General features: G+C 64.1%; 21 protein-coding genes and 1 pseudogene. 6 read left to right on the top strand and 16 right to left on the bottom strand.

The features are described 5' to 3' along the window. Positions 1-4: 4 nt before the first annotated feature. From ACQ4N9_RS19065 to exbB, 4 genes are all read right to left on the bottom strand, one after another. The gene (locus ACQ4N9_RS19065; protein ID WP_125466070.1) at positions 5-931 is read right to left on the bottom strand and encodes a hydrogen peroxide-inducible genes activator; all 927 of its coding nucleotides are present in this window, start codon (positions 929-931) and stop codon (positions 5-7) included. A 94-nt stretch (positions 932-1,025) separates the two neighbouring features. Next, on the bottom strand, positions 1,026-1,760 hold the full coding sequence (locus tag ACQ4N9_RS19060) for an energy transducer TonB (RefSeq protein ID WP_390969572.1): 735 nt from the start codon (positions 1,758-1,760) through the stop codon (positions 1,026-1,028). Beyond that, positions 1,757-2,185 (bottom strand): TonB system transport protein ExbD, encoded by a 429-nt coding sequence (exbD, locus tag ACQ4N9_RS19055; RefSeq protein ID WP_110991985.1) that lies wholly within the window; start codon positions 2,183-2,185, stop codon positions 1,757-1,759. Before exbD ends, ACQ4N9_RS19060 begins: the two co-directional genes overlap by 4 nt. Before the next feature lie 3 nt (positions 2,186-2,188). Continuing rightward, positions 2,189-3,151, bottom strand: coding sequence for a tonB-system energizer ExbB (exbB, locus tag ACQ4N9_RS19050; RefSeq protein WP_125466068.1), 963 nt, complete (start codon positions 3,149-3,151; stop codon positions 2,189-2,191). Positions 3,152-3,343: 192 nt separating this feature from the next. Between exbB and ACQ4N9_RS19045 the strand changes: the two genes are divergently transcribed. Next, positions 3,344-4,201 carry an SDR family oxidoreductase gene (locus ACQ4N9_RS19045; protein WP_390969569.1) on the top strand — a complete coding sequence of 286 codons (858 nt, stop codon included), beginning with the start codon at positions 3,344-3,346 and terminating at the stop codon, positions 4,199-4,201. 157 nt (positions 4,202-4,358) lie between these two features. Here ACQ4N9_RS19045 and ACQ4N9_RS19040 read toward each other — a convergent pair whose 3' ends face one another. The 5 genes from ACQ4N9_RS19040 to ACQ4N9_RS19020 all read right to left on the bottom strand — a co-directional run bounded on the left by ACQ4N9_RS19040 (position 4,359) and on the right by ACQ4N9_RS19020 (position 9,071). Then, the gene (locus ACQ4N9_RS19040) at positions 4,359-5,084 is read right to left on the bottom strand and encodes a hypothetical protein (RefSeq protein ID WP_390969568.1); all 726 of its coding nucleotides are present in this window, start codon (positions 5,082-5,084) and stop codon (positions 4,359-4,361) included. Between the two features lie 59 nt (positions 5,085-5,143). Beyond that, the gene (locus ACQ4N9_RS19035; protein ID WP_110991989.1) at positions 5,144-5,524 is read right to left on the bottom strand and encodes a RidA family protein; all 381 of its coding nucleotides are present in this window, start codon (positions 5,522-5,524) and stop codon (positions 5,144-5,146) included. 23 nt (positions 5,525-5,547) lie between these two features. Further along, positions 5,548-7,656, bottom strand: a complete 2,109-nt coding sequence (gene spoT / locus ACQ4N9_RS19030) for a bifunctional GTP diphosphokinase/guanosine-3',5'-bis pyrophosphate 3'-pyrophosphohydrolase (protein WP_110991990.1) — start codon at positions 7,654-7,656, stop codon at positions 5,548-5,550. A 59-nt stretch (positions 7,657-7,715) separates the two neighbouring features. After that, positions 7,716-7,979, bottom strand: coding sequence for a DNA-directed RNA polymerase subunit omega (gene rpoZ, locus ACQ4N9_RS19025; RefSeq protein WP_003253383.1), 264 nt, complete (start codon positions 7,977-7,979; stop codon positions 7,716-7,718). A gap of 219 nt (positions 7,980-8,198) precedes the next feature. Further along, a complete protein-coding gene (locus ACQ4N9_RS19020) occupies positions 8,199-9,071 on the bottom strand; it encodes a LysR family transcriptional regulator (RefSeq protein WP_110991991.1) in 873 nt (290 codons plus the stop codon). A 207-nt stretch (positions 9,072-9,278) separates the two neighbouring features. On the opposite strand from ACQ4N9_RS19020, the gene ACQ4N9_RS19015 reads away from it, so the two are divergent. The 3 genes from ACQ4N9_RS19015 (at position 9,279) to ACQ4N9_RS19005 (ending at position 13,100) form a co-directional block, all read left to right on the top strand. After that, complete coding sequence (locus tag ACQ4N9_RS19015) at positions 9,279-10,661, top strand: glutamine synthetase family protein (RefSeq protein WP_390969564.1); 1,383 nt, start codon at positions 9,279-9,281, stop codon at positions 10,659-10,661. 4 nt (positions 10,662-10,665) lie between these two features. After that, the gene (locus ACQ4N9_RS19010; protein WP_390969562.1) at positions 10,666-11,445 is read left to right on the top strand and encodes a gamma-glutamyl-gamma-aminobutyrate hydrolase family protein; all 780 of its coding nucleotides are present in this window, start codon (positions 10,666-10,668) and stop codon (positions 11,443-11,445) included. A 107-nt stretch (positions 11,446-11,552) separates the two neighbouring features. After that, positions 11,553-13,100 (top strand): APC family permease, encoded by a 1,548-nt coding sequence (locus ACQ4N9_RS19005; protein WP_110991994.1) that lies wholly within the window; start codon positions 11,553-11,555, stop codon positions 13,098-13,100. Between the two features lie 113 nt (positions 13,101-13,213). Here the strand turns inward: ACQ4N9_RS19005 and gmk are convergent, their stop codons facing one another. Next, entirely contained in the window at positions 13,214-13,834 is a 621-nt protein-coding gene (gmk, locus tag ACQ4N9_RS19000) for a guanylate kinase (protein ID WP_322359671.1), read from the bottom strand. A gap of 14 nt (positions 13,835-13,848) precedes the next feature. Then, the gene (locus ACQ4N9_RS18995; protein ID WP_125466061.1) at positions 13,849-14,712 is read right to left on the bottom strand and encodes a YicC/YloC family endoribonuclease; all 864 of its coding nucleotides are present in this window, start codon (positions 14,710-14,712) and stop codon (positions 13,849-13,851) included. 227 nt (positions 14,713-14,939) lie between these two features. Here ACQ4N9_RS18995 and rph point away from each other — a divergent pair, with 227 nt between their 5' ends. Continuing rightward, positions 14,940-15,662, top strand: a complete 723-nt coding sequence (gene rph / locus ACQ4N9_RS18990; protein WP_110991997.1) for a ribonuclease PH — start codon at positions 14,940-14,942, stop codon at positions 15,660-15,662. A gap of 139 nt (positions 15,663-15,801) precedes the next feature. Here rph and ACQ4N9_RS18985 read toward each other — a convergent pair whose 3' ends face one another. Further along, complete coding sequence (locus ACQ4N9_RS18985; RefSeq protein ID WP_110991998.1) at positions 15,802-16,581, bottom strand: exodeoxyribonuclease III; 780 nt, start codon at positions 16,579-16,581, stop codon at positions 15,802-15,804. An 80-nt stretch (positions 16,582-16,661) separates the two neighbouring features. Between ACQ4N9_RS18985 and pyrE the strand changes: the two genes are divergently transcribed. Next, positions 16,662-17,303, top strand: coding sequence for an orotate phosphoribosyltransferase (pyrE, locus tag ACQ4N9_RS18980; RefSeq protein ID WP_125466060.1), 642 nt, complete (start codon positions 16,662-16,664; stop codon positions 17,301-17,303). A 54-nt stretch (positions 17,304-17,357) separates the two neighbouring features. On the opposite strand, the gene ACQ4N9_RS18975 is transcribed toward pyrE, so the two are convergent. The 4 genes and pseudogenes from ACQ4N9_RS18975 to dut form a co-directional block, all read right to left on the bottom strand. After that, positions 17,358-17,564 carry a hypothetical protein gene (locus ACQ4N9_RS18975; protein WP_347151122.1) on the bottom strand — a complete coding sequence of 69 codons (207 nt, stop codon included), beginning with the start codon at positions 17,562-17,564 and terminating at the stop codon, positions 17,358-17,360. 137 nt (positions 17,565-17,701) lie between these two features. Further along, entirely contained in the window at positions 17,702-18,610 is a 909-nt protein-coding gene (gene argB, locus ACQ4N9_RS18970) for an acetylglutamate kinase (protein WP_347151123.1), read from the bottom strand. Positions 18,611-18,640: 30 nt separating this feature from the next. Beyond that, positions 18,641-20,014, bottom strand: a pseudogene (locus ACQ4N9_RS18965) (phosphomannomutase/phosphoglucomutase); the annotation flags it as partial. Positions 20,015-20,148: 134 nt separating this feature from the next. Next, entirely contained in the window at positions 20,149-20,604 is a 456-nt protein-coding gene (gene dut / locus ACQ4N9_RS18960; protein ID WP_102684802.1) for a dUTP diphosphatase, read from the bottom strand. Between the last annotated feature and the right edge of the window lie 4 nt (positions 20,605-20,608).

The raw sequence follows: 20,608 nt of genomic DNA, 5'->3' as shown, positions 1-20,608 counted from the left end.
GGGGTCAGGCCGGTTGTGCCACGGGCGCCTTGGCCACCGAGCAGAGGCGGACCGAGTCGGCAAGAATCTCGATGGCCTTGGGCCGCGGGAAGCTGGCGCGCCAGGCGATGGCCACGGTGCGGAACGGCGCCGGCGAAGTCAGCGGGCGAACCTCGATGACACCGGGCGCGTAGTGGTGGCTGTGCACCGCCGACAGCGGAAGAATCGAGACGCCCAGGCCGGAGGCGACCATGTGGCGGATGGTTTCCAGCGAGCTGGACTCGACCGTGGTGTGCTTGGCGCCTTCGCCACCCTTGTTGAGGGTGGGGCAGGCTTCCAGTACCTGGTCGCGGAAGCAGTGGCCTTCGCCCAGCAGCAGCAGGCTCTTGTCGTTGAGCATGGCGGTGTCGATGGTCTTCTTCGCGGTCCACGGGTGGTCGGCCGGCATCAGCGCGCAGAAGGGCTCGTCGTACAGCGGCATCGTCAGCACGTCGGCTTCATTGAACGGCAGGGCGACGATCACCGCGTCAAGCTCGCCATTGCGCAGCTTTTCGCGCAGCACGTGGGTGAAGTTCTCTTCGATGTACAGCGGCATCTGCGGCGCCACGCGGTGCAGCTGCGGGATCAGGTGCGGGAACAGGTAGGGGCCGACGGTATAGATGGCGCCAACCTTGAGTGGGGCAGTCAGCTGATTCTTGCCGGCCTGGGCCAGTTCGCGGATACCCTGGGCCTGTTCCAGGACCTTCTGCGCCTGGGCGACGATGCTCTCGCCGACCGGCGTGAGGCGCACCGCGCTCTTGCTGCGTTCGAAGATCAGCACGCCGAGCTCGTCCTCGAGCTTCTTCACCCCGACCGACAGGGTGGGCTGGCTGACGTGGCAACGCTCGGCGGCGTGGCCGAAGTGCTGCTCCTGGGCGAGGGTGACGATGTAGCGAAGTTCGGTGAGGGTCATAACGTGCGTCCATGAAGTTGCGGCCCCAGCATAGCGGCTGCAATTGATAGACGCACGTTATCAGACTTGCCGTTTTGTGACAGAAACAAAAGCGTCAGCGTCGGTCCAGCGAGTAGACGAACGGTGCAACGACTTCGATCGTGCCATTGGTCAACAGCTCAGCCGGAGGCTTGGGTACCGTGCCGGCCCGGCGGATCATTTCCATTGTGGCCCGGTCCAGCGCCGCGCTGCCCGATCCACCCGCCATCGAGTACGAGACCACCTTGCCTTCGGCGTCGACGACGAAACGCAGGCGGTTGATGCCCTGCAAGCCGCGACGGCGAGCGTCCTCGGGGTATTTCTTGTACTTCGCCAGGTGGCGCAGCAGGTCGCTCTGCCAGCTCGGCAGGGCATTGCTGTTCGAGGCGATGCTCGGTGCCGGTGCCGCCGACTTCTGCGGTGGCGAATTGCTCGGCGGGGTATCCGCGACGTCGTCCTTGGCCGGCGCTTCGTCCTTGGGCTGCTCGAGCTTTTTCTCAGGCTGGGGCGGCTGCGGCTTGGCCTTGGGCTTGGGCGGCTTGGGGATGGCGATTTTCGGTTTTGGCGCTTCTGCCAGTTTCGGCAGCGGCGGTTCCTCGACCGGGGTCGGCGGTTTCGGTGCGGCCTTCGGCGGTGGCGGTGGGGCGGGCTCGGGCAGCGGTGCCAGTTCGACCATCATGGCTGCCGGTGGCAGCTCGATGGCCTGGGGCACCGACCAGTTGAGCGTCAGCACCACGGCGACCACGTGCACGGCCAGCACGATGGCCAGGCCGATGCCGTAGCGCGCCATGTTTGAGCGCGTTTTCGTCATTTCTTGGCTGCCGTCTCGAGCCCGACCAGGCCAACCTTGAGGTAGCCGGCGGCGCGCATGGTGTTCATCACTTCCATCAGGTCGCCGTAATCGACGCCTTTGTCAGCCTGGAAGAAGATGGTGGTTTCCTTGTCACCCTTGGTCTTGGCGTCGAGCATCGCGCCAAGCTGGTCCTGCTGGGCCACCAGGTCATCGCCGAGGTACAGCTTCTTGTCGGCCTTGACGCTGACGAACACCGGCTTCTCCGGCCTTGGCGCCGGCTTGGCGGTCGAGGCGGGCAGGTCGACCTTGATGTCGACCGTGGCCAGGGGGGCGGCGACCATGAAGATGATCAGCAGCACCAGCATCACGTCGATGAACGGCGTGACGTTGATTTCGTGGTTCTCGGCGAGGTCGTCGCCACCTTCGTTCAGATGCAGGCCCATGGCTTACCCCACTTTCACCATGTGCGGGGTGGCGCGTTCGCCACCTTGGTGGTCCAGGTCACGGCTGACCAGCAGCAGTACCTGAGCGGAGGCGTCGGATACTTGCGCCTTGTAGCCGGCGATAGAGCGGGCAAAGACGTTGTAGATGACCACTGCCGGGATCGCTGCAACCAGGCCCAGGGCCGTGGCCAGCAGGGCTTCGGCGATACCCGGGGCAACCACGGCAAGGTTGGTGGTCTGGGTCTTGGCGATGCCGATGAAGCTGTTCATGATGCCCCACACGGTACCGAACAGGCCGACGAACGGCGCGGTGGAACCGATGGTGGCCAGCACGCCGGTGCCGCTGCTCATGGTGCGACCGCTGGCGGCCACCAGGCGCTCGAGGCGGAAGCTGACACGCTCCTTGATGCCTTCTTTTTCGCGGGCGTTGGCCGACAGGCGCATCTCTTCGAGGGCGTCGTGCACCAGGGTGTGGGCCAGGGTGCCTTCCTTGTTGGAGACTTCGCTGGCTTCCTTGAGGCTCACCGAGCGTTTCAGGGCCGCGATTTCACCACGCAGGCGACGCTTGGCGCCCATCAGCTCGAAGCCTTTGGCGATCCAGATGGTCCAGGTGATGATCGAGGCGATGGCCAGGCCGATCATGACGGCCTTCACCACCACGTCGGCGTTCTTGTACATGCCCCATGGGGACAGGTCGTGGGCCATGCCCAACGAGGTGTCTTCGACCAGCGGCTGCACGTTCTCTTCGACCGGAGCCTGGGCGTCAACCGGCGCGGTTGCGCCTACCGGTGCCTGGCCATCAGCGGCCGGCGCAGCCGGAGCGGTGGCGGCGGCCGGGGTGGCGGCAGTGGCGGTTGGCTCATCGGCCATTGCCACGGGTGCCAGCACCAGGCTGAACATCAGCGCGGCAATGGCGCGCCAGGCGCGCGACGTGGTTGGCGAAGCGGAAGGTTGAGTGCGTGTCATGCTGGCCGGACCTGATGAAGAGGAAAAGATTGAGTTCTCCAGGGCCTCGAAACAGGCCGAGAACAGACAAGGCGGCCATTATTGCAATTAATTCTTGTTAACAAAAGTAATGTGATTGCTTTTTTTGACCTTGGTATAGCCGTTTATCGCCAGAACGCTATAGCCTGCTCCTTTAGGAATAGGAGTTTTGGCATGTCAGACGTATCTGCTTTGATCGTAGGTTGTGGTGATGTCGGCAGTCGTCTGGCCCGCCAACTGCTGGCCCTCGGCTGGCAGGTCAGCGGCTTGCGGCGCTCGGTACAGCAGTTGCCCAAAGGGGTCGAACCCATCGCCGCCGACCTGTCCGACCAGCGGATGCCGGCTGACTGGCCCGAGCGCAATCCGGACTACCTGGTGTACTGCGTGGCGGCCAGCCAGCATGACGAAGCCGGCTATCAGGCGGCCTACGTCGAGGGCTTGCGGCATGTACTGGCCTGGCTGCAGCGCGGCGGCAAACTGCCCCGGCGGTTGCTGTTCGTGTCCAGCAGCAGCGTTTTCGCGCAGAAGGACGGCGAGTGGATCGACGAGACTGCCAGCACCGAGCCCGAGGGCTATTCCGGCAAGGTGATGCTTGAAGCCGAGCAGCTCGCCCTGGGCAGCGGCATCCCGGCCAGTGTCGTGCGCCTGACGGGTATCTATGGCCCAGGGCGTGAGTGGTTGCTGAGCCAGGTGCGGCAGGGCTATCGCGTTGCCGAGGAACCACCGCTGTATGGCAACCGGATCCATGCCGAAGATGCGGCGAGCCTGCTGGCCTACCTGTTACAGGCTGATGCCCGTGGTGTGGTGCTGGAAGACTGCTATATCGGTGTCGACGACGACCCGGCGCCTTTGGCCGATGTGGTGGCCTGGCTGCGGGGGTACATGGGCGTCACCGAGTGGTCGGATGACCAGCGGGTGCGGCGTACCGGCAGCAAGCGTTGCAGCAACGCACGGGCCAAGGCGTTGGGGTGGGTGCCGCAGTATCCGAGTTACAAGGAAGGGTACGCGGCGATTCTTGCGGGGAATAGCTGAGATATCAGCATTGGCGCGGCCTCTGTGTAGGAGCGGCCTTGTGTCGCGAAAGGGCCGCAAGGCGGCCCCAGGGTTTCAGTCGTGATGCATAAATCGCCGGGGCTGCTCTGCAGCCCTTTCGCGACACAAGGCCGCTCCTACAGGGCGGGCAGGCGTTTCAGTCCTTCTCCAGCACCCACTGTCGGGCGCCGGCAGCCAGCTCGGGCATCTCGTCCGGCTGGGCGCGGTTCACCGCCCGGAAGATCTCCAGGGTGTCGCCATCGCGCTTGAAGATCCACGGCGCACCGCGCTGGTTGCGCTCCAGCCACATGCTGTCGTTGCCGCCGCCCATGGTCGCGCAATCGCCCGCCAGGCATATGGCGAAGCGGTCAACCCCAGGCAACCCGGTGACGTTGCCGGTGTCACTGAAACGCACGGTAGTGCCTTGGCCCTGGCCCTCGACGATCTTCCAGTCACCGCCGAGGAAGGCTTTGTACAGCGCCTTCTCGAAGCTGCCACCCAGCGGGGTAATGCTTGCCGCTTCGCTGCGTACGAAGCGCTGTTCTGCGCCTGCCGGGTTGACGACCCGAAGCTCGTCGCCATCGAGCTCCAGCTGTTCGGTCTGGCCACCGTCAAAGCTGACCTGCCAGTTGTTCTTGTTGGCGCTGAGTCGGCCGTCGACCGCTTCGAAACCATTGCTGAAGCTGGCTTTCTGGCTGGCGACATCCAGCTTCCATTCGAGCTCGATGCCATTCTTGTTCAGCGGTTCGCTCACTCGGCCGCTTTTGACGACTGCGTCGATGGCGTCCTGGTTGATCCAGGTGCCGTTGAAATCTTCGGGTTTGTGGCTGGCGCAGCCGCCCAGAAGCAGGGCTGCCAATGCCAGAGGCAATGCGTGGCGCATGGGGAGAACCTTGGGGCAGGAGGGGCGGTGACGGGCGCGGTGCCCGTCACCTGAGGGCATTACTCGAGGACCAGAATGGCGTCCATTTCAACCTGGGCGCCTTTTGGCAGCGCAGCCACGCCGATGGCGGCGCGGGCAGGGTAGGGCTGTTCGAAGTAACGGCCCATCACCTCGTTGACCTTGGCGAAGTGGCTCAGGTCGGTGAGGAAGATGTTCAGCTTGACGATGTCCTTGAACGAACCACCAGCGGCCTCGGCGACCGACTTCAGGTTTTCGAACACCTGGACGGTCTGGGCTTCGAAGCCTTCAACCAGTTCCATGGTTTTCGGATCGAGCGGGATCTGGCCCGACATGTACACAGTGTTGCCGGCCTTGATCGCCTGAGAGTAAGTACCGATGGCGGCAGGGGCCTTGTCGCTGGTGATGACAGTCTTGCTCATGATGACTCCTTGCGGTTGGCGGACTACGCACGCGTCCGGGTGATGCGGACCACCCCGGTCAAGGTGCGCAGCTTCTTGATCACGCGGGCCAGGTGCACGCGGTCGCGCACGCTGACCACCAGTTGGACCACGCTGATACGGCCGTCGCGTTCGTCCATGCTGATTTTTTCGATGTTGCCGTCGGCGGCGTTGACGCTGCTGGCCAAGAGGGCGATCAGGCCGCGCTGGTGTTCCAGCTCGACGCGCAGCTCGACATTGAACTCGCCAGCGACATCCTTGGCCCAGGAGAGCTGCAGGCACTTCTCTGGGTTATGGCGGATTTCACTGATGTTGCGGCAGTCTTCCAGGTGCACGACCATGCCCTTGCCCGCCGACAGGTGGCCGACGATCGGGTCGCCCGGGATCGGCGTGCAGCACTTGGCGTAGCTAAGAACCAGGCCCTCGGTGCCGCGGATCGTCAGTGGGCCTTCTGGTGCCGGCAGCTCTTCGCCGTCGGCAGACAGCAGGCGGCGGGCGACCACATAGGCCATGCGGTTGCCCAGGCCGATGTCTTCGAGCAGGTCTTCGATCAGTTCCAGGCGGTACTCGGCGAGAATCGCCTGGATGCGCTCCTGGGGGATCTTCTCCAGGCTGCTGTCGAAGCCGGTCAGCACCTTGTTCAGCAGGCGTTCGCCGAGGCTGATGGACTCGGAGCGGCGCTGCTGCTTGAGGGCATGACGGATGTGCGTGCGGGCCTTGCCGGTCACCACGAAGTTGAGCCAGGCCGGGTTCGGGCGGGCGCCCGGGGCGCTGACGATCTCCACGGTCGAGCCGCTTTGCAGCGGTTCGGACAGCGGCGCCAGGCGGCGGTTGATACGGCAGGCGATGCAACTGTTGCCGACGTCGGTGTGCACCGCGTAGGCGAAGTCGACGGCGGTGGAGCCTTTGGGCAGCTCCATGATCCGGCCTTTGGGGGTGAAGACGTAGACCTCGTCCGGGAACAGGTCGATCTTCACGCTCTCGATGAATTCCAGCGAGTTGCCGGCGCGCTGCTGCAGTTCGAGGATGCCCTTGACCCACTGGCGGGCGCGGGCGTGGCTGCCCTTGGGCTGCTCTTCCTCGTTGGACTTGTACAGCCAGTGCGCGGCGATGCCATTGTTGGCCATCTCTTCCATTTCGCGGGTGCGGATCTGGATTTCGATGGGCACGCCGTGCATGCCGAACAGGGTAGTGTGCAGCGACTGGTAGCCGTTGGCCTTGGGGATCGCGATGTAATCCTTGAAGCGCCCCGGCAGCGGCTTGTACAGGTTGTGCACGGCGCCCAGCACGCGGTAGCAGGTGTCGACCTTGTCGACGACGATGCGGAAGGCGTACACGTCCATGATTTCGGTGAAGGCGCGGCGCTTGCCACGCATCTTCTTGTAGATGCCGTAGAGGTGTTTCTGCCGTCCGCTGACCTCGCCCTCGATACCGTCGGCTGCCAGGCAGTTGGCCAGCGAGGTTTCGATCTTGGCGACGATCTCCTTGCGGTTGCCGCGGGCGCTTTTCACCGCGCGGTGGATCAGCGAGGAGCGCATCGGGTGCATGGCCTTGAAGCCCAGGTCCTCGAACTCCACGCGCACGGTGTGCATGCCCAGGCGGTTGGCGATGGGGGCGTAGATCTCGAGGGTTTCCTTGGCGATGCGCCGGCGTTTTTCGCCGGACAGCACTTCCAGCGTGCGCATGTTGTGCAGGCGGTCGGCCAGCTTGACCAGGATCACGCGGATGTCGCGGGCCATGGCCATGGCCATTTTCTGGAAGTTTTCCGCTTGCGCTTCGGCCTTGGTCTCGAAGTTCATCTGGGTCAGCTTGCTGACCCCGTCGACCAGCTCGGCGACGGTTTCGCCGAACTGCTGGCTCAAGGCTTCCTTGGCGATGCCGGTGTCTTCGATCACGTCGTGCAGCATGGCCGCCATCAGGCTCTGATGGTCCATGTGCATGTCGGCGAGGATGCTGGCGACCGCCAGCGGGTGCGTCACATAGGGTTCGCCGCTGCGGCGGCGCTGGCCGTCGTGGGCTTGTTCGGCGTAGAAGTAGGCCCGGCGAACCAGGTTGACCTGTTCGGGGCCTAGATAAGTCGACAGCCGTTCGGCGAGGGCTTCTATACCCGGCATGGTTTCACCTCTTGCGAAAGAAGAGGGCCTTGCGCCGCACGGTGTCGACTGGGCATCAATCAGACGGCCTCGTTGTTCTCGTCCTCGAACGCGGCGAATACCGGATCCTCGGTGACGATTTCTTCGGCGGCGATGAATTCGTTGGTGACGATGCCTTCGGCGATTTCACGCAGGGCGACGACGGTTGGCTTGTCGTTTTCCCACGCTACGCGTGGCTCTTTGCCGCCGGTAGCCAGCTGGCGGGCGCGCTTGGTCGAGAGCATGACCAGCTCGAAGCGGTTATCCACGTGTTCCAGGCAGTCTTCAACAGTTACGCGGGCCATGGTCTTCCTCAGTAGCAAATGCGGTAGGCGTGCGCCCATGAATGGGCAGGCGGACTCGATAGTTTAAAAAATCACCAGCCAATAGGGAAGGACTGTTTTCTCTGATGCCCCATCGCAAGCACCCCGCGGGAGCGGGCTTGCCCCGCAAAAGCGCCGGAACAGACAGGCGCCAAGCCTGAGGCTGACAATAACGTCAGCCAGCCCGCAAACACAACAGCCTCACAGCATCGCGTCGCGCAGCCGTGGGGTCAGCTCCTCGAACAGGGTCTGCACCGAGCGCAACGCGCGGCAATCCGGGCGGGTCAGCAGCCACAGCTGGGTATCGCAGCCGGGCAGCGGGCCGCTCAGTGCATCGACGCCGGGCAGGGCATGGACCATATAGTCGGGCAGTGCCGCCACGCCCAGGCCGGTGCTCACCAGCTGGGCAATGGTCGACATGCCGCTGCACTGGTAGCGCGGGCTCAGCCCCGGGTACTGCTGGTTGCGCCAGACCACGGTGGCGTGGTCCTGCATGGAGTCGTCCGGGGCGATCCATGGCACGCTGGTGGGCGAGCTGTCGAGGCGCTCGCGCAGTTCGGGGCGGCCGCAGATCACGTAGCTGGTCGAGCCCAGGCAGCGACCGACCAGGTGCTCCGGCGGTGTGTTGGTCAGGCGCAGGGCAATGTCGGCGTCGCGTCGGCTGAGGTTGGCGAAGGTGTTGGAGGTGCCCATTTCCAGCGAAAGCGCCGGGTAGTTGGGCATGAACTCGGCCAGTGCCGGCAGCAGCAAGCTGTGCAGTACCGCCTCGGTGCAGGTCAGGCGCACCGTACCGCTGACCACCTGTTCGCCGCTGGTCAGGGCGATGCGCGCGGCATCCAGCGCCTGTTCGGCGCGCTCGGCCTGCTCGGCCAGGGCCTGGGCGGTGTCGGTGGGCAGGTAGCCCTTGCGGCTCTTGACGAACAACGCGGTGCCCAACGCCGATTCCAGTCGGCGGATCGAGCGGAACACCGTCGAAACATCGACCTTCAGCAGTTCGGCAGCCTTTGCCAGGGAGCGGCCGCGTTCCAGGGCCAGGACCAGTGACAGGTCCGCATGGTTGATCTGATATTGCATTGGTGCACGCTCTGCTTGCCGAATTGCCAATGTCTAGTTGCGCTGGAGCCATTTTATAGTGAAATGGCCGGCAGGAATCAATGCACTCGGTCGGCAACCAGCCCCCAACGATGGGCCAGTGAAAAGAACAACAGTAATTCCATCGTCGCCTTAGCAGGCGTCAGCCGTATCCCCACATCGCCGCTCCGAATCAAAGGATGTACAGCCATGACGTCGGTCTCCCCGTGCGCCAGTTCTTCCCGCGAGATGAATGAATTCCTGGAAGCCCATCCGGACACCCAGTACGTCGATCTGCTGATCTCCGACATGAACGGCGTGGTGCGCGGCAAGCGCATCGAGCGCGCCAGCCTGCACAAGGTGTACGAGAAAGGCATCAACCTGCCGGCCTCGTTGTTCGCCCTCGACATCAACGGTTCGACCGTCGAAAGCACCGGCCTCGGCCTGGACATCGGCGACGCCGACCGCATCTGCTACCCGATCGCCGGCACGCTGTGCGACGAGCCGTGGCAGAAGCGCCCCACCGCCCAGCTGCTGATGACCATGCATGAGCTGGACGGTGCGCCATTCTTCGCCGACCCGCGGGAAGTGCTGCGCCAGGTGGTGAGCAAGTTCGACGACCTGGGCCTGGATATCTGCGCCGCGTTCGAGCTGGAGTTCTACCTGATCGACCAGGACAACCTCAACGGTCGCCCGCAGCCGCCGCGTTCGCCAATCTCCGGCAAGCGCCCGCAATCGACCCAGGTGTACCTGATCGACGACCTCGACGAGTACGCCGACTGCCTGCAGGACATGCTCGAAGCCGCCAAGGAGCAGGGCCTGCCCGCTGACGCGATCGTCAAGGAAAGCGCCCCGGCGCAGTTCGAAGTCAACCTGCACCACGTCGCCGACCCGCTGAAGGCCTGCGACTACGCGATCCTGCTCAAGCGCCTGATCAAGAACGTCGCCTACGACCATGAAATGGACACCACCTTCATGGCCAAGCCCTACCCGGGCCAGGCGGGCAACGGCCTGCACGTGCACATCTCGCTGCTCGACAAGAAGACCGGCAAGAACATCTTCGCCAGTGACGACCCGCTCGAAAGCGACACCCTGCGCCACGCCGTCGGCGGTGTGCTGGAGACCATGCCGGCGTCGATGGCATTCCTCTGCCCGAACATCAACTCGTACCGCCGCTTCGGCGCCCAGTTCTACGTGCCCAATGCGCCGAGCTGGGGTGTGGACAACCGCACGGTGGCGGTGCGCGTGCCGAACGACAACCGCGACAACGTGCGTATCGAGCACCGCGTGGCCGGCGCCGATGCCAACCCGTACCTGATGCTCGCCGCGATCCTGTCCGGTATCCACCATGGCCTGACCAACAAGGTCGAGCCGGGCGCGCCGATCGAGGGCAACTCCTACGAGCAACTGGAGCAAAGCCTGCCGAACAACCTGCGCGATGCCCTGCGCGCGCTGGACGACAGTGAAGTGCTCAACCAATACATCAGCCCGGACTACATCGATATCTTCGTGGCCTGCAAAGAGAGCGAGCTGGCCGAGTTCGAAGTGTCGATCTCCGACCTCGAGTACAACTGGTACCTGCACACGGTGTAAGCCCATGAGCGCAATTGCGGTCCCCTTGATCGGTGTCAGCGCCTGCCGTCAGCAGGTGGGGAAGAACTCGTCGCACACGGTGGGCGACAAGTATGTCGAGGCCGCAGGCTTTGCCGGCATGCCGCTGATCCTGCCGGCCCGTGATGGCGGCAGCGACACGCAGGCGCTGCTGGCGCAACTCGACGGCATTCTGTTTACCGGCTCGCCTTCCAATATCGAGCCGCATCATTACAATGGCGCGCCCAGCGCGGCAGGCACCCGCCACGACCTTGCGCGTGACCGCCTGACCTTGCCGTTGCTGCAGGCGGCGATTGCCGCCGGGGTGCCGGTGTTCTGCATTTGTCGTGGTTTCCAGGAATTGAACGTGGCCCTTGGCGGCACCTTGCACCAGCGGGTGCAGGAACTGCCCGGCTACCTGGACCACCGTGAACCTGAGGACGCACCCCTGGAGGTGCAATACGGCCCTCGTCACCCCGTCGCTGTTGCACCGGGCGGGTTGTTCGAGCGCCTGGGCCTGGCGGCGCAGTTCGAGGTCAACTCGCTGCACAGCCAGGGCATCGACCGTCTGGCCCCAGGCCTGCGTGTCGAGGCACGGGCCCCGGATGGCCTGATCGAAGCGGTGTCGATGCCGGACGCGCCGGGCCTGGTGCTCGGTGTGCAGTGGCACCCGGAATGGCGTTACGCCGAAAACCCGGTTTCGCTGCGCCTGTTCGAGGCGTTCCGCGAGGCCTGCATTGCCCACGCTGCAAGGGAGGGTGTGCGCTCGAAAACATTCGGGCGTTAGCCGAAGGTCGAGGATGACCGTGCCCCCACCGCAAGCTTTCAATGAGTGAAAGCGGGCCCTCTACGGCGGGCCTGTGAGAACAATTCCAATAGTTACGGCAAATACTCATGAGCAATTACACAGAAGCCGGCCGCCCACCTGATGTGGCAGCCGACTCGGGCAACAACACCCAAGGCGCCAGCAAAGGCCTGGCCAAGGGCCGCCTGGGCCTTTTGGCCAGCGTGGTGCTGGGCATCTCCACCATTGCCCCGGTCTACACCCTGACCGGCGCCCTCGGCCCGACCGTGCGCGAAGTCGGCGCCCACCTGCCGGCGGTGTTCATCGTCGGCTTCCTGCCGATGCTGCTGGTGGCCCTGGGCTACCGCGAGCTGAACTCGGCGGAGCCGGACAGCGGCACCTCCTTCACCTGGTCGGCGCGGGCTTTCGGCCCGATGATCGGCTGGATCGGCGGCTGGGGGCTGGTGGTCGCCACCACCATCGTGCTGTCCAACCTGGCGGGCGTGGCCGTCGACTTCTTCTACCTGTTCCTGGCCCAGATCACCGGCACCCAGGAGCTGGCGGCACTGGCAGACAACCTGCTGATCAACGTCACCACCTGTTGCGTGTTCATCGCCCTGGCGGTGTGGATCTGTTGTCGCGGCATGGCGACGACCATGACGGTGCAGTATGGCCTGGTGGCCCTGCAACTGATGGTGCTGATCGGCTTTGCCTTCGCCGCGTTCAGCGAGTCCACGGCACCGCCGCCGCTGGCCTTCGACCTGGCCTGGTTCAACCCGTTCGGTGTCGAGTCGTTCTCGGCGTTCGCCGCCGGCCTGTCGTTGTCGATCTTCATTTTCTGGGGCTGGGACGTGTGCCTGACCGTCAGCGAAGAGTCCGTCGGCAGTGACGAGGTGCCGGGCAAGGCGGCCACCTGGACCGTATTGCTGATCCTGATGCTGTACTTGCTCACCGCCATCGCCACCCTGCAGTTCGCCGGGATCAGCGACACTGGCCTGGGCCTGGGTAACCCGCGTATCCAGGAGAACGTGTTTGCCCACCTGGCCGGCCCGGTGATGGGCCCGCTGGCAATCCTGATGTCCATCGCCGTGCTGGCCAGTACTGCCGCATCGCTGCAGTCGACCTTCGTGTCGCCTGCGCGCACCCTGCTTGCCATGGGTTACTACGGTGCCGTGCCGCAGCGCTTCGCCAGCGTCTGCCCGCGTTCGCAGACCCCGCGTTATGCCACCATTTGCGCTGGCGTCGCCGCGGGCTTGTTCTACGTGACCATGCGTACCCTGAGCGAGAACGTGCTGGCTGACACCATCACCGCCCTGGGCATGATGATCTGCTTCTACTACTCGCTGACCGCGTTCGCCTGCGTGTGGTACTTCCGCCACAGTCTGTTCACCAGTGTGCGCCACTTCTTCATGCGCGGCGTGTGCCCGCTGTTGGGTGGGGTGATCCTGTCGGTGATTTTCGCGCGCACCGCGATCGACAGCGCTTCGCCGGACTTCGGCAGCGGCTCGCATGTCGGCGGGTTGGGCCTGGTGTTCGTGATCGCAGCGATCATCTCGGCGCTGGGCATCGTGCTGATGTTGCTCTCGCGGTTGCGGGCGCCGGCGTACTTCCTGGGGGCTACCCTGCGTCAGCAGGCGACCATTCAGTTGCAGGAATAAGGACAGGGCTGCTTTGCAGCCCATCGCCGGCAAGCCGGCTCCCACAAAAGCAGCATTAACCCTGTGGGAGCTGGCTTGCCAGCGATAGGGCCTCGCAGAGGCCCCGGCTATCTTCAGCCGACCAGCTGTTTCAGCAGCGCCTCATGGCGCTGTTGCTGTTTCTTGAGCAGCAGCCGGTTCGAGCGGAACACTGCTTTCAGATCATCCAGCGCCACGTCGAAGTCGTCATTGATGATGACGTACTCGTATTCGTCGTAGTGCTCCATCTCGCTGACCGCTTCCTTCATGCGCCCGGCAATGATCTCTTCGCTGTCCTGACCACGGCCGTCCAGGCGCTGGCGCAGGGCCTGCTGGCTGGGCGGCAGGATGAAGATCGAGCGCGCCTCGGGCATCAGCTTGCGTACCTGCTGGGCACCTTGCCAGTCGATCTCGAGGATCAGGTCGAAGCCCTGGTCGAGGGTTTCCTGCAGGGCGCTGCGCGACGTGCCGTAGAAGTTGCCGAACACCTCGGCGTGCTCAAGGAAGTCGCCTTGGGCGATCAGTGCCTTGAATTCCTCGTGGACGACGAAGTGGTAATTCACCCCGTGCGCCTCACCCGGGCGCATGGCGCGGGTGGTGTGCGAGACCGACACGCGAACGTGTGGGTCCTGCTTGATCAGCTCGGTGACCAGGCTGGTCTTGCCGGCGCCGGACGGTGCCGAAACGATGTAGAGGGTGCCGCTGCTGTGGTTCATGGTCGGGGGTGGCCTTACTCGATGTTCTGTACTTGTTCACGCATCTGTTCGATCAACACCTTCAGGTTGACCGCCGCCTGCGTGCTGCGTGGGTCAAAGGCCTTGGAGCCCAGGGTGTTGGCTTCGCGGTTGAGCTCCTGCATCAGGAAGTCCAGGCGCCGGCCGGCGGCACCGCCGGACTTGAGCACCCGGCGCACTTCGGTGACGTGGGTGCTGAGGCGGTCGAGCTCTTCGGCAACGTCGCTCTTCTGTGCCAGCAGCACCATCTCCTGCTCCAGGCGCTGCGGGTCGAGCTCGGCCTGCATGTCGCCGAAACGGTCGAGGATCTTCTGCCGCTGCACGGCCAGCATCTGTGGCACCTGGGTGCGCAGGGTGGCCACTTCGCTGGCCATGCTGTCCAGGCGCTCGTTGATCAGCCGGGCCAGCTCGGCACCTTCACGCAGGCGTCCGGCCTTGAGTTCGGCCAGCGCTTCGTCGAACAGGGCGATGGCTTCGGCGTTGAGGGCCTGGGGGTCGCTGGCGTCGGCCACCAGCACGCCTGGCCAGGCCAGGACTTCCAGCGGGTTGAGCGGCGCCGGTTGTTTGATCAGGCTGGCGACGGTCTCGGCGGCGGCGACCAGTTGCGCGGCGCGTTCACGGTCAACCTGCAGCGGCTTGCCGGTGCTGTCTTCGTTCAGGCGCAGGGTGCATTCGACCTTGCCCCGCGACAGCCCTTGGCGCAGGCCTTCACGCACTGCGCCTTCGAGGTCGCGCAGGGCCTCGGGCAGGCGCAGGTGGGGTTCGAGATAGCGATGGTTGACCGAGCGCAGCTCCCAGACCAGGGTGCCCTGGCTGCCGGCGCGTTCGGCGCGGGCAAAGGCGGTCATGCTGTGCACCATGGGGAGTACCTCGCGTAATCGGGTGAGCGGGGGAGCCTTACGGCTGCAAGGCGCAGGATTGTAGCGCAGTGCGGCCCGGGCGCCCAATCCGGCCATGCTACCGCTGCCCCGCCGCCGTGGTCGGAAAAGGCGACAGGCTGCGCCGGGTGCGACGATAGGCATGTCTTCGCGGGGCGACGGGCTCTATAATGCTCGGCAGATTTAAAGTCCCAGTACAGGTATCCCAGATGAAACGTCCAAGTGGTCGCGCCGCCGATCAGCTCCGCTCGATCCGCATCACCCGCAACTACACCAAGCACGCCGAGGGGTCGGTACTGGTCGAGTTCGGTGACACCAAGGTCATCTGCACGGTCAGCGTCGAAAATGGTGTTCCCCGCTTCCTCAAAGGCCAGGGCCAAGGTTGGCTGACCGCCGAGTACGGCATGCTGCCGCGCTCCACCGGCGAGCGTAACCAGCGTGAAGCCAGCCGTGGCAAGCAAGGTGGCCGCACCCTGGAAATCCAGCGCCTGATCGGCCGCTCCCTGCGCGCTGCGCTGGACATGAGCAAGCTCGGCGATATCACCCTGTATGTCGACTGCGACGTAATCCAGGCCGACGGCGGTACCCGTACCGCCTCGATCACCGGTGCCATGGTCGCCCTGTGCGATGCCCTGGCCGTGATCAAGAAGCGTGGCGGCCTGAAGGGCGGCAACCCGCTCAAGCACATGATCGCCGCCGTATCGGTGGGCATGTACCAGGGTGAAGCGGTGCTCGACCTCGACTACCTGGAAGACTCCGCCGCCGAGACCGACCTCAACGTGGTCATGACCAGTGCCGGTGGTTTCATCGAAGTGCAGGGCACCGCTGAAGGTGCGCCGTTCCAGCCGGAAGACTTCAACGCCATGCTGGCGCTGGCGCAAAAAGGCATGGGCGAGATCTTCGAGCTGCAGAACGCCGCACTGGCCGACTGACAGATAGCAAATGGGGCCGCTTTGCGGCCCATCGCTGGCAAGCCAGCTCCCACAGGTACGGCGCATGACTTGAGGTCTACGCAGTTGGTGTGGGAGCCGGCTTGCCGGCGATGGGGCGCGAAGCGGCCCCATTGCTTTATTAGATGGTCAACGTCCAGTCGTAATCCACGATCAGCGGCGCGTGCCGGGAGAAGCGTGGCTGGCGCGGCAGGCGTGCATTGCGCACGAAGCGGCGCAGGCCTGGGGTGAGGATCTGGTAATCGAACCGGTAACCCAGGTTGAGCATCTCGGCCTGCTCGTTGTCCGGCCACCAGCTGTACTGGTCGCCTTCACGGCTGACTTCGCGCAGCGCATCGACGTAGCCCATTTCGCCGGTGATCGCGTCCATCCAGGCGCGCTCTGGCGGCAGGAAGCCGACCGACTGCTGGCTGTCGCGCCAGTTCTTGATGTCGAGCTTCTGCTGCGCCACGTAGAACGAGCCGCAATAGATGTATTCGCGACGCTTGCGACGCTGTTTGTCCAGGTACTTGGCGAAGTCGTCCATCAACTTGAACTTCTGGTTCAAGTCTTCATCGCCGTTCATGCCCGAAGGCAGGAGCAGCGTGGCAATACTTACCTTGTCGAAATCTGCCTGCAGGTAACGCCCGTAACGGTCAACTGTCTCGAAGCCCAGGCCGGTGATGACTGCCTTGGGCTGCATGCGCGAGTAGAGTGCCACGCCACCTTGGGTGGGCACCTCCGCGTCGCAGGCGTAAAGGAAATAGCCATCGAGCTGGAAAGCTGGGTCGTCGAGTTCAAAGGCCGAGGCGCGGGTATCCTGAAGACAGATGACGTCGGCATTCTGGGCTTGCAGCCAGCTGAGCAATCCACGCTCGGCTGCAGCCTGAATGCCATTCACGTTCACACTGATGATCCGCATAAATGGCCCCAAAAATCTCGTGCGTGTATGATACCCGAGCTCAACACATTTAGCTAAATCCGTGGTGTCCGGGACCTTTTATGCAGCCGTATCAGCGCGACTTCATTCGTTTTGCCATCGATCGCGGCGTTCTGCGCTTCGGTGAATTCACCCTGAAATCGGGGCGTACCAGCCCGTACTTCTTCAATGCCGGCCTGTTCAACACAGCTTCCGCCCTGGCGCAGCTGGGGCGTTGCTACGCAGCGGCCATCGTCGACAGCAAGATCCCGTTCGACGTGCTGTTCGGCCCGGCGTACAAGGGCATCCCCCTGGCGGCGGCCACGGCGGTGCAGTTGGCCGAGCACCACCAGCTCGACGTGCCATGGTGCTTCAATCGCAAGGAAGCCAAGGACCACGGCGAAGGCGGCAGCCTGGTTGGCGCCCCGCTGGCCGGTGACGTGCTGATCATCGACGACGTGATCACCGCTGGCACCGCCATCCGTGAAGTGATGCAGATCATCAACGCCCAGCAGGCCAAGGCCGCGGGTGTGCTGATCGCACTGAACCGCGAAGAGCGTGGCAACGGCGAGCTGTCGGCGATTCAGGAAGTCGAGCGCGACTTTGGCATTCCGGTGGTCAGCATCGTGTCGCTGACCCAGGTGCTGGAGTTCCTGGCCGACGATCCGCAGCTCAAGCAGCACTTGCCGGCGGTCGAGGCGTATCGCGCCAAGTACGGCATCTGACGCGAACGTGCAAAGAAAAGGCGACCTAAGGGTCGCCTTTTTCGTGCCTGTCGTTCAGCGTCCGTTGGGGTAGGGGTCGTCCACGGCATCCCCACGGCCGCTGAGAATGCGCCAGGCGTGCAGGCTGTGAGGCAGTTCCTCGAGCTTGGGGCAGGGCGGAAGGGAAGTCTTGCTGGTGTTGGAATACTCGTATCCGCAATCGCAGCACGCATAGGTGCCGGAAGAGACATCGCTTCCGTAGGGGACGGCAGCTTTTTGCATGGCAGATCTCCTGTAGGTGAAGATCCGATGCTAGTGGCGATCAAGGCTCTGGTGTTGTAGTCGGGATCCCTGTGGTGCGTAGGATGTTTCCTTGCTTGACGCAATGCGCCCCGGTCGAAACCGGGGCGCATGATCAATCAAGCGTGACGTTTGCGATTGGTGATCAAGGTGCCCACGCCGCTGTCGGTGAAGATTTCCAGCAGCACCGCGTTGGGCACGCGGCCATCGATGATGTGCGAGCTGTTCACGCCGCCCTGCACCGCCTCCAGCGCACACTTGATCTTCGGCAGCATGCCACCGTAGATGGTGCCGTCGGCGATCAGTTCGTTGACCTGTTCGGTGGTCAGGCCGGTCAGTACCTGGCCTTGCTTGTCCATCAGGCCGGCGATGTTGGTCAGCAGCATCAGCTTCTCGGCCTTCAGCGCTTCAGCGACCTTGCCGGCGACCAGGTCGGCGTTGATGTTGTACGACTCGCCGTTCTTACCCACGCCGATCGGCGCGATCACCGGGATGAAGTCGCCTTTGACCAGCATGTTCAGCAGGTCGGTGTTGACGCTCTCGACCTCGCCTACATGGCCGATGTCGATGATTTCCGGCTGGGTCATCTCTGGGGTCTGGCGGCTGACGGTGAGCTTGCGCGCACGGATCAGCTCGGCGTCCTTGCCGGTCAGGCCAATGGCGCTGCCGCCATGGCGGTTGATCAGGTTGACGATGTCCTTGTTGACCTGGCCGCCCAGGACCATCTCCACCACGTCCATGGTCGCCGAGTCGGTGACGCGCATGCCGTCGATGAAGTGGCTCTCGATCGACAGGCGCTTGAGCAGGTCGCCGATCTGCGGGCCGCCGCCATGCACGACCACCGGGTTGATGCCCACGGCCTTCATCAGCACGATGTCACGGGCGAAGCCCGTCTTGAGCTCCTCGCTTTCCATCGCGTTGCCGCCGTACTTGATCACCAGGGTCTTGCCGACGAAGCGGCGGATGTAAGGCAGTGCTTCGGACAAAACCTCGGCTACATGGGAAGCGGCATCGCGATCGAGGGTCATGCAGGGCTCCAGGTAAGGAACGGATAGTCGTCAGAACGGCAGTTGCAGGCCTGGTTGGACCCGCAGCAACTGCGTGCGGAATACAGCCTTGATACGGTCGAGTTCTGCCGCGCTGTCGGCCTCGAAGCGCAGCACCAACACCGGTGTGGTGTTGGAGGCGCGAACCAGGCCCCAGCCGTGGGCGTAGTCGACCCGCACACCGTCGATGGTGGTCAGGTTGGCATCGCCCCAGTCGGCGTCGCGTTGCAGAGCATCAATGATGCTGAATTTACCCTCGTCGGTCACATCAATGTTGATTTCCGGCGTGGAAATATCATCGGGGAACGCGGCGAACAGGTCTTCGGCGCTTTGCCCGGCCTTGCTGAGGATCTCCAGCAGGCGCGCGGCGCTGTAGATACCGTCGTCGAAACCGTACCAGCGTTCCTTGATGAAGATGTGACCGCTCATCTCGCCGGCCAGCAAGGAGCCGGTCTGTTTCATCTTCTTCTTGATCAACGAGTGGCCGGTCTTCCACATTAGCGCGCGGCCACCGTGCTGTTCGATCAGCGGGGTCAGGCGGCGGGTGCATTTGACGTCGAAGATGATCTCGGCGCCCGGGTTGCGCGACAGCACGTCCTGGGCGAACAGCATCAGCAGGCGGTCGGGGTAGACGATGCTGCCGGTGTTGGTCACCACGCCCACGCGGTCGCCGTCGCCGTCGAAGGCCAGGCCGATATCGGCGCCGGTCTCTTTCACCTTGGCGATCAGGTCTTCCAGGTTCTCAGGCTTGCCCGGGTCCGGGTGGTGGTTGGGGAAGTTGCCGTCGACTTCGCAGAACAGTGGGATCACCTCACAGTTCAACGCCTCGATCAATTGCGGGGCGATCACGCCAGCGGCGCCGTTGCCGCAGTCGACCACCACCTTCAGGCGCTTGGCCAGCTTCACGTCGTCGACGATCTGCTGGTAGTAGCGCTCGAGGATCTCGACTTTTTCCACATGGCCTTCGCCACGGGTCAGGTCGTTGGTTTTCAGGCGGGTCAGCAGGGCCTGGATCTGTTCGTTAGCCAGGGTGTCGCCGGCGATGACGATCTTGAAGCCGTTGTAGTCCGATGGGTTGTGGCTGCCGGTGAGCATCACGCCCGACTTGCCGGCCAGCACGTTGGCGGCGTAATACAGCGCCGGGGTCGGCACCAAGCCGACGTCGCTGACCTGGCAACCGGCCTCGACCAGGCCCTTGATCAGTTGCTCGACCAGCATCGGGCCGGACAGGCGGCCGTCACGGCCTACCGAGATCTGTGGTTCGCCCTGGGCGAGGGTCTGGGCGCCGATGGCGCGGCCGATCCAGTAGGCGGTTTCGGCGTGCAGGGTCTTGCCGACTACGCCGCGGATGTCATAGGCGCGGAAGATGCTGTCCGGCAGTGCGGGGACCAGGTGGGCCATGTCGTTCATCTCTGGGGACTCCATAAGTCAAAGGCTTCTGGGCAGGCGCAAACTGAACGCTTGGACGGCGGTTTCGCCAGAGAGTTCGCCATCCATGGCCCGAACGGTCTGTTGTTGCCTCAGCGGGTGCCCGAGTGGCCGAAGCCGCCAGCGCCGCGCTGGGTCTCGTCGAATTGCTCGACGATGTCGAAATGCGCCTGCACCACCGGCACCAGGATCAACTGCGCGATGCGCTCGCCGACGGTGATGGTGAACGGCGTGCTGCCACGGTTCCAGCAGCTGACCATCAGCTCGCCCTGGTAGTCCGAGTCGATCAGGCCGACCAGGTTGCCCAGCACGATGCCGTGCTTATGGCCCAGGCCCGAGCGCGGCAGGATCATCGCCGCCAGGCCCGGGTCGCCGATGTACACCGACAGGCCGGTGGGGATCAGCAGGGTCTGGCCTGGCTCGAGGACGGTGTCCTCCTTGAGCAGGGCGCGCAGGTCCAGGCCGGCGGAGCCGGGGGTGGCGTACTGCGGCAGGGGGAATTCGGTGCCCAGGCGTGGGTCGAGGATCTTGGCTTGAAGAGCGTGCATGTAA

Origin of the sequence: Pseudomonas sp. ES1, from assembly GCF_050586605.1 — a bacterium.
GTDB classification, from domain to species: Bacteria; Pseudomonadota; Gammaproteobacteria; order Pseudomonadales; family Pseudomonadaceae; genus Aquipseudomonas; species Aquipseudomonas sichuanensis.
Note: the sequence above shows the minus strand (reverse complement) of the source record. Positions and strands in the feature narration are given on the sequence as shown.

Excerpts from the sequence above, each read along its gene's own strand:
- ACQ4N9_RS19065 (WP_125466070.1), bottom strand. The coding sequence starts at position 931 with ATGACCCTCACCGAACTTCGCTACATCGTCACCCTCGCCCAGGAGCAG.
- ACQ4N9_RS19060 (WP_390969572.1), bottom strand. The coding sequence starts at position 1,760 with ATGACGAAAACGCGCTCAAACATGGCGCGCTACGGCATCGGCCTGGCC.
- exbD (WP_110991985.1), bottom strand. The coding sequence starts at position 2,185 with ATGGGCCTGCATCTGAACGAAGGTGGCGACGACCTCGCCGAGAACCAC.
- exbB (WP_125466068.1), bottom strand. The coding sequence starts at position 3,151 with ATGACACGCACTCAACCTTCCGCTTCGCCAACCACGTCGCGCGCCTGG.
- ACQ4N9_RS19045 (WP_390969569.1), top strand. The coding sequence starts at position 3,344 with ATGTCAGACGTATCTGCTTTGATCGTAGGTTGTGGTGATGTCGGCAGT.
- ACQ4N9_RS19040 (WP_390969568.1), bottom strand. The coding sequence starts at position 5,084 with ATGCGCCACGCATTGCCTCTGGCATTGGCAGCCCTGCTTCTGGGCGGC.
- ACQ4N9_RS19035 (WP_110991989.1), bottom strand. The coding sequence starts at position 5,524 with ATGAGCAAGACTGTCATCACCAGCGACAAGGCCCCTGCCGCCATCGGT.
- spoT (WP_110991990.1), bottom strand. The coding sequence starts at position 7,656 with ATGCCGGGTATAGAAGCCCTCGCCGAACGGCTGTCGACTTATCTAGGC.
- rpoZ (WP_003253383.1), bottom strand. The coding sequence starts at position 7,979 with ATGGCCCGCGTAACTGTTGAAGACTGCCTGGAACACGTGGATAACCGC.
- ACQ4N9_RS19020 (WP_110991991.1), bottom strand. The coding sequence starts at position 9,071 with ATGCAATATCAGATCAACCATGCGGACCTGTCACTGGTCCTGGCCCTG.
- ACQ4N9_RS19015 (WP_390969564.1), top strand. The coding sequence starts at position 9,279 with ATGACGTCGGTCTCCCCGTGCGCCAGTTCTTCCCGCGAGATGAATGAA.
- ACQ4N9_RS19010 (WP_390969562.1), top strand. The coding sequence starts at position 10,666 with ATGAGCGCAATTGCGGTCCCCTTGATCGGTGTCAGCGCCTGCCGTCAG.
- ACQ4N9_RS19005 (WP_110991994.1), top strand. The coding sequence starts at position 11,553 with ATGAGCAATTACACAGAAGCCGGCCGCCCACCTGATGTGGCAGCCGAC.
- gmk (WP_322359671.1), bottom strand. The coding sequence starts at position 13,834 with ATGAACCACAGCAGCGGCACCCTCTACATCGTTTCGGCACCGTCCGGC.
- ACQ4N9_RS18995 (WP_125466061.1), bottom strand. The coding sequence starts at position 14,712 with ATGGTGCACAGCATGACCGCCTTTGCCCGCGCCGAACGCGCCGGCAGC.
- rph (WP_110991997.1), top strand. The coding sequence starts at position 14,940 with ATGAAACGTCCAAGTGGTCGCGCCGCCGATCAGCTCCGCTCGATCCGC.
- ACQ4N9_RS18985 (WP_110991998.1), bottom strand. The coding sequence starts at position 16,581 with ATGCGGATCATCAGTGTGAACGTGAATGGCATTCAGGCTGCAGCCGAG.
- pyrE (WP_125466060.1), top strand. The coding sequence starts at position 16,662 with ATGCAGCCGTATCAGCGCGACTTCATTCGTTTTGCCATCGATCGCGGC.
- ACQ4N9_RS18975 (WP_347151122.1), bottom strand. The coding sequence starts at position 17,564 with ATGCAAAAAGCTGCCGTCCCCTACGGAAGCGATGTCTCTTCCGGCACC.
- argB (WP_347151123.1), bottom strand. The coding sequence starts at position 18,610 with ATGACCCTCGATCGCGATGCCGCTTCCCATGTAGCCGAGGTTTTGTCC.
- dut (WP_102684802.1), bottom strand. The coding sequence starts at position 20,604 with ATGCACGCTCTTCAAGCCAAGATCCTCGACCCACGCCTGGGCACCGAA.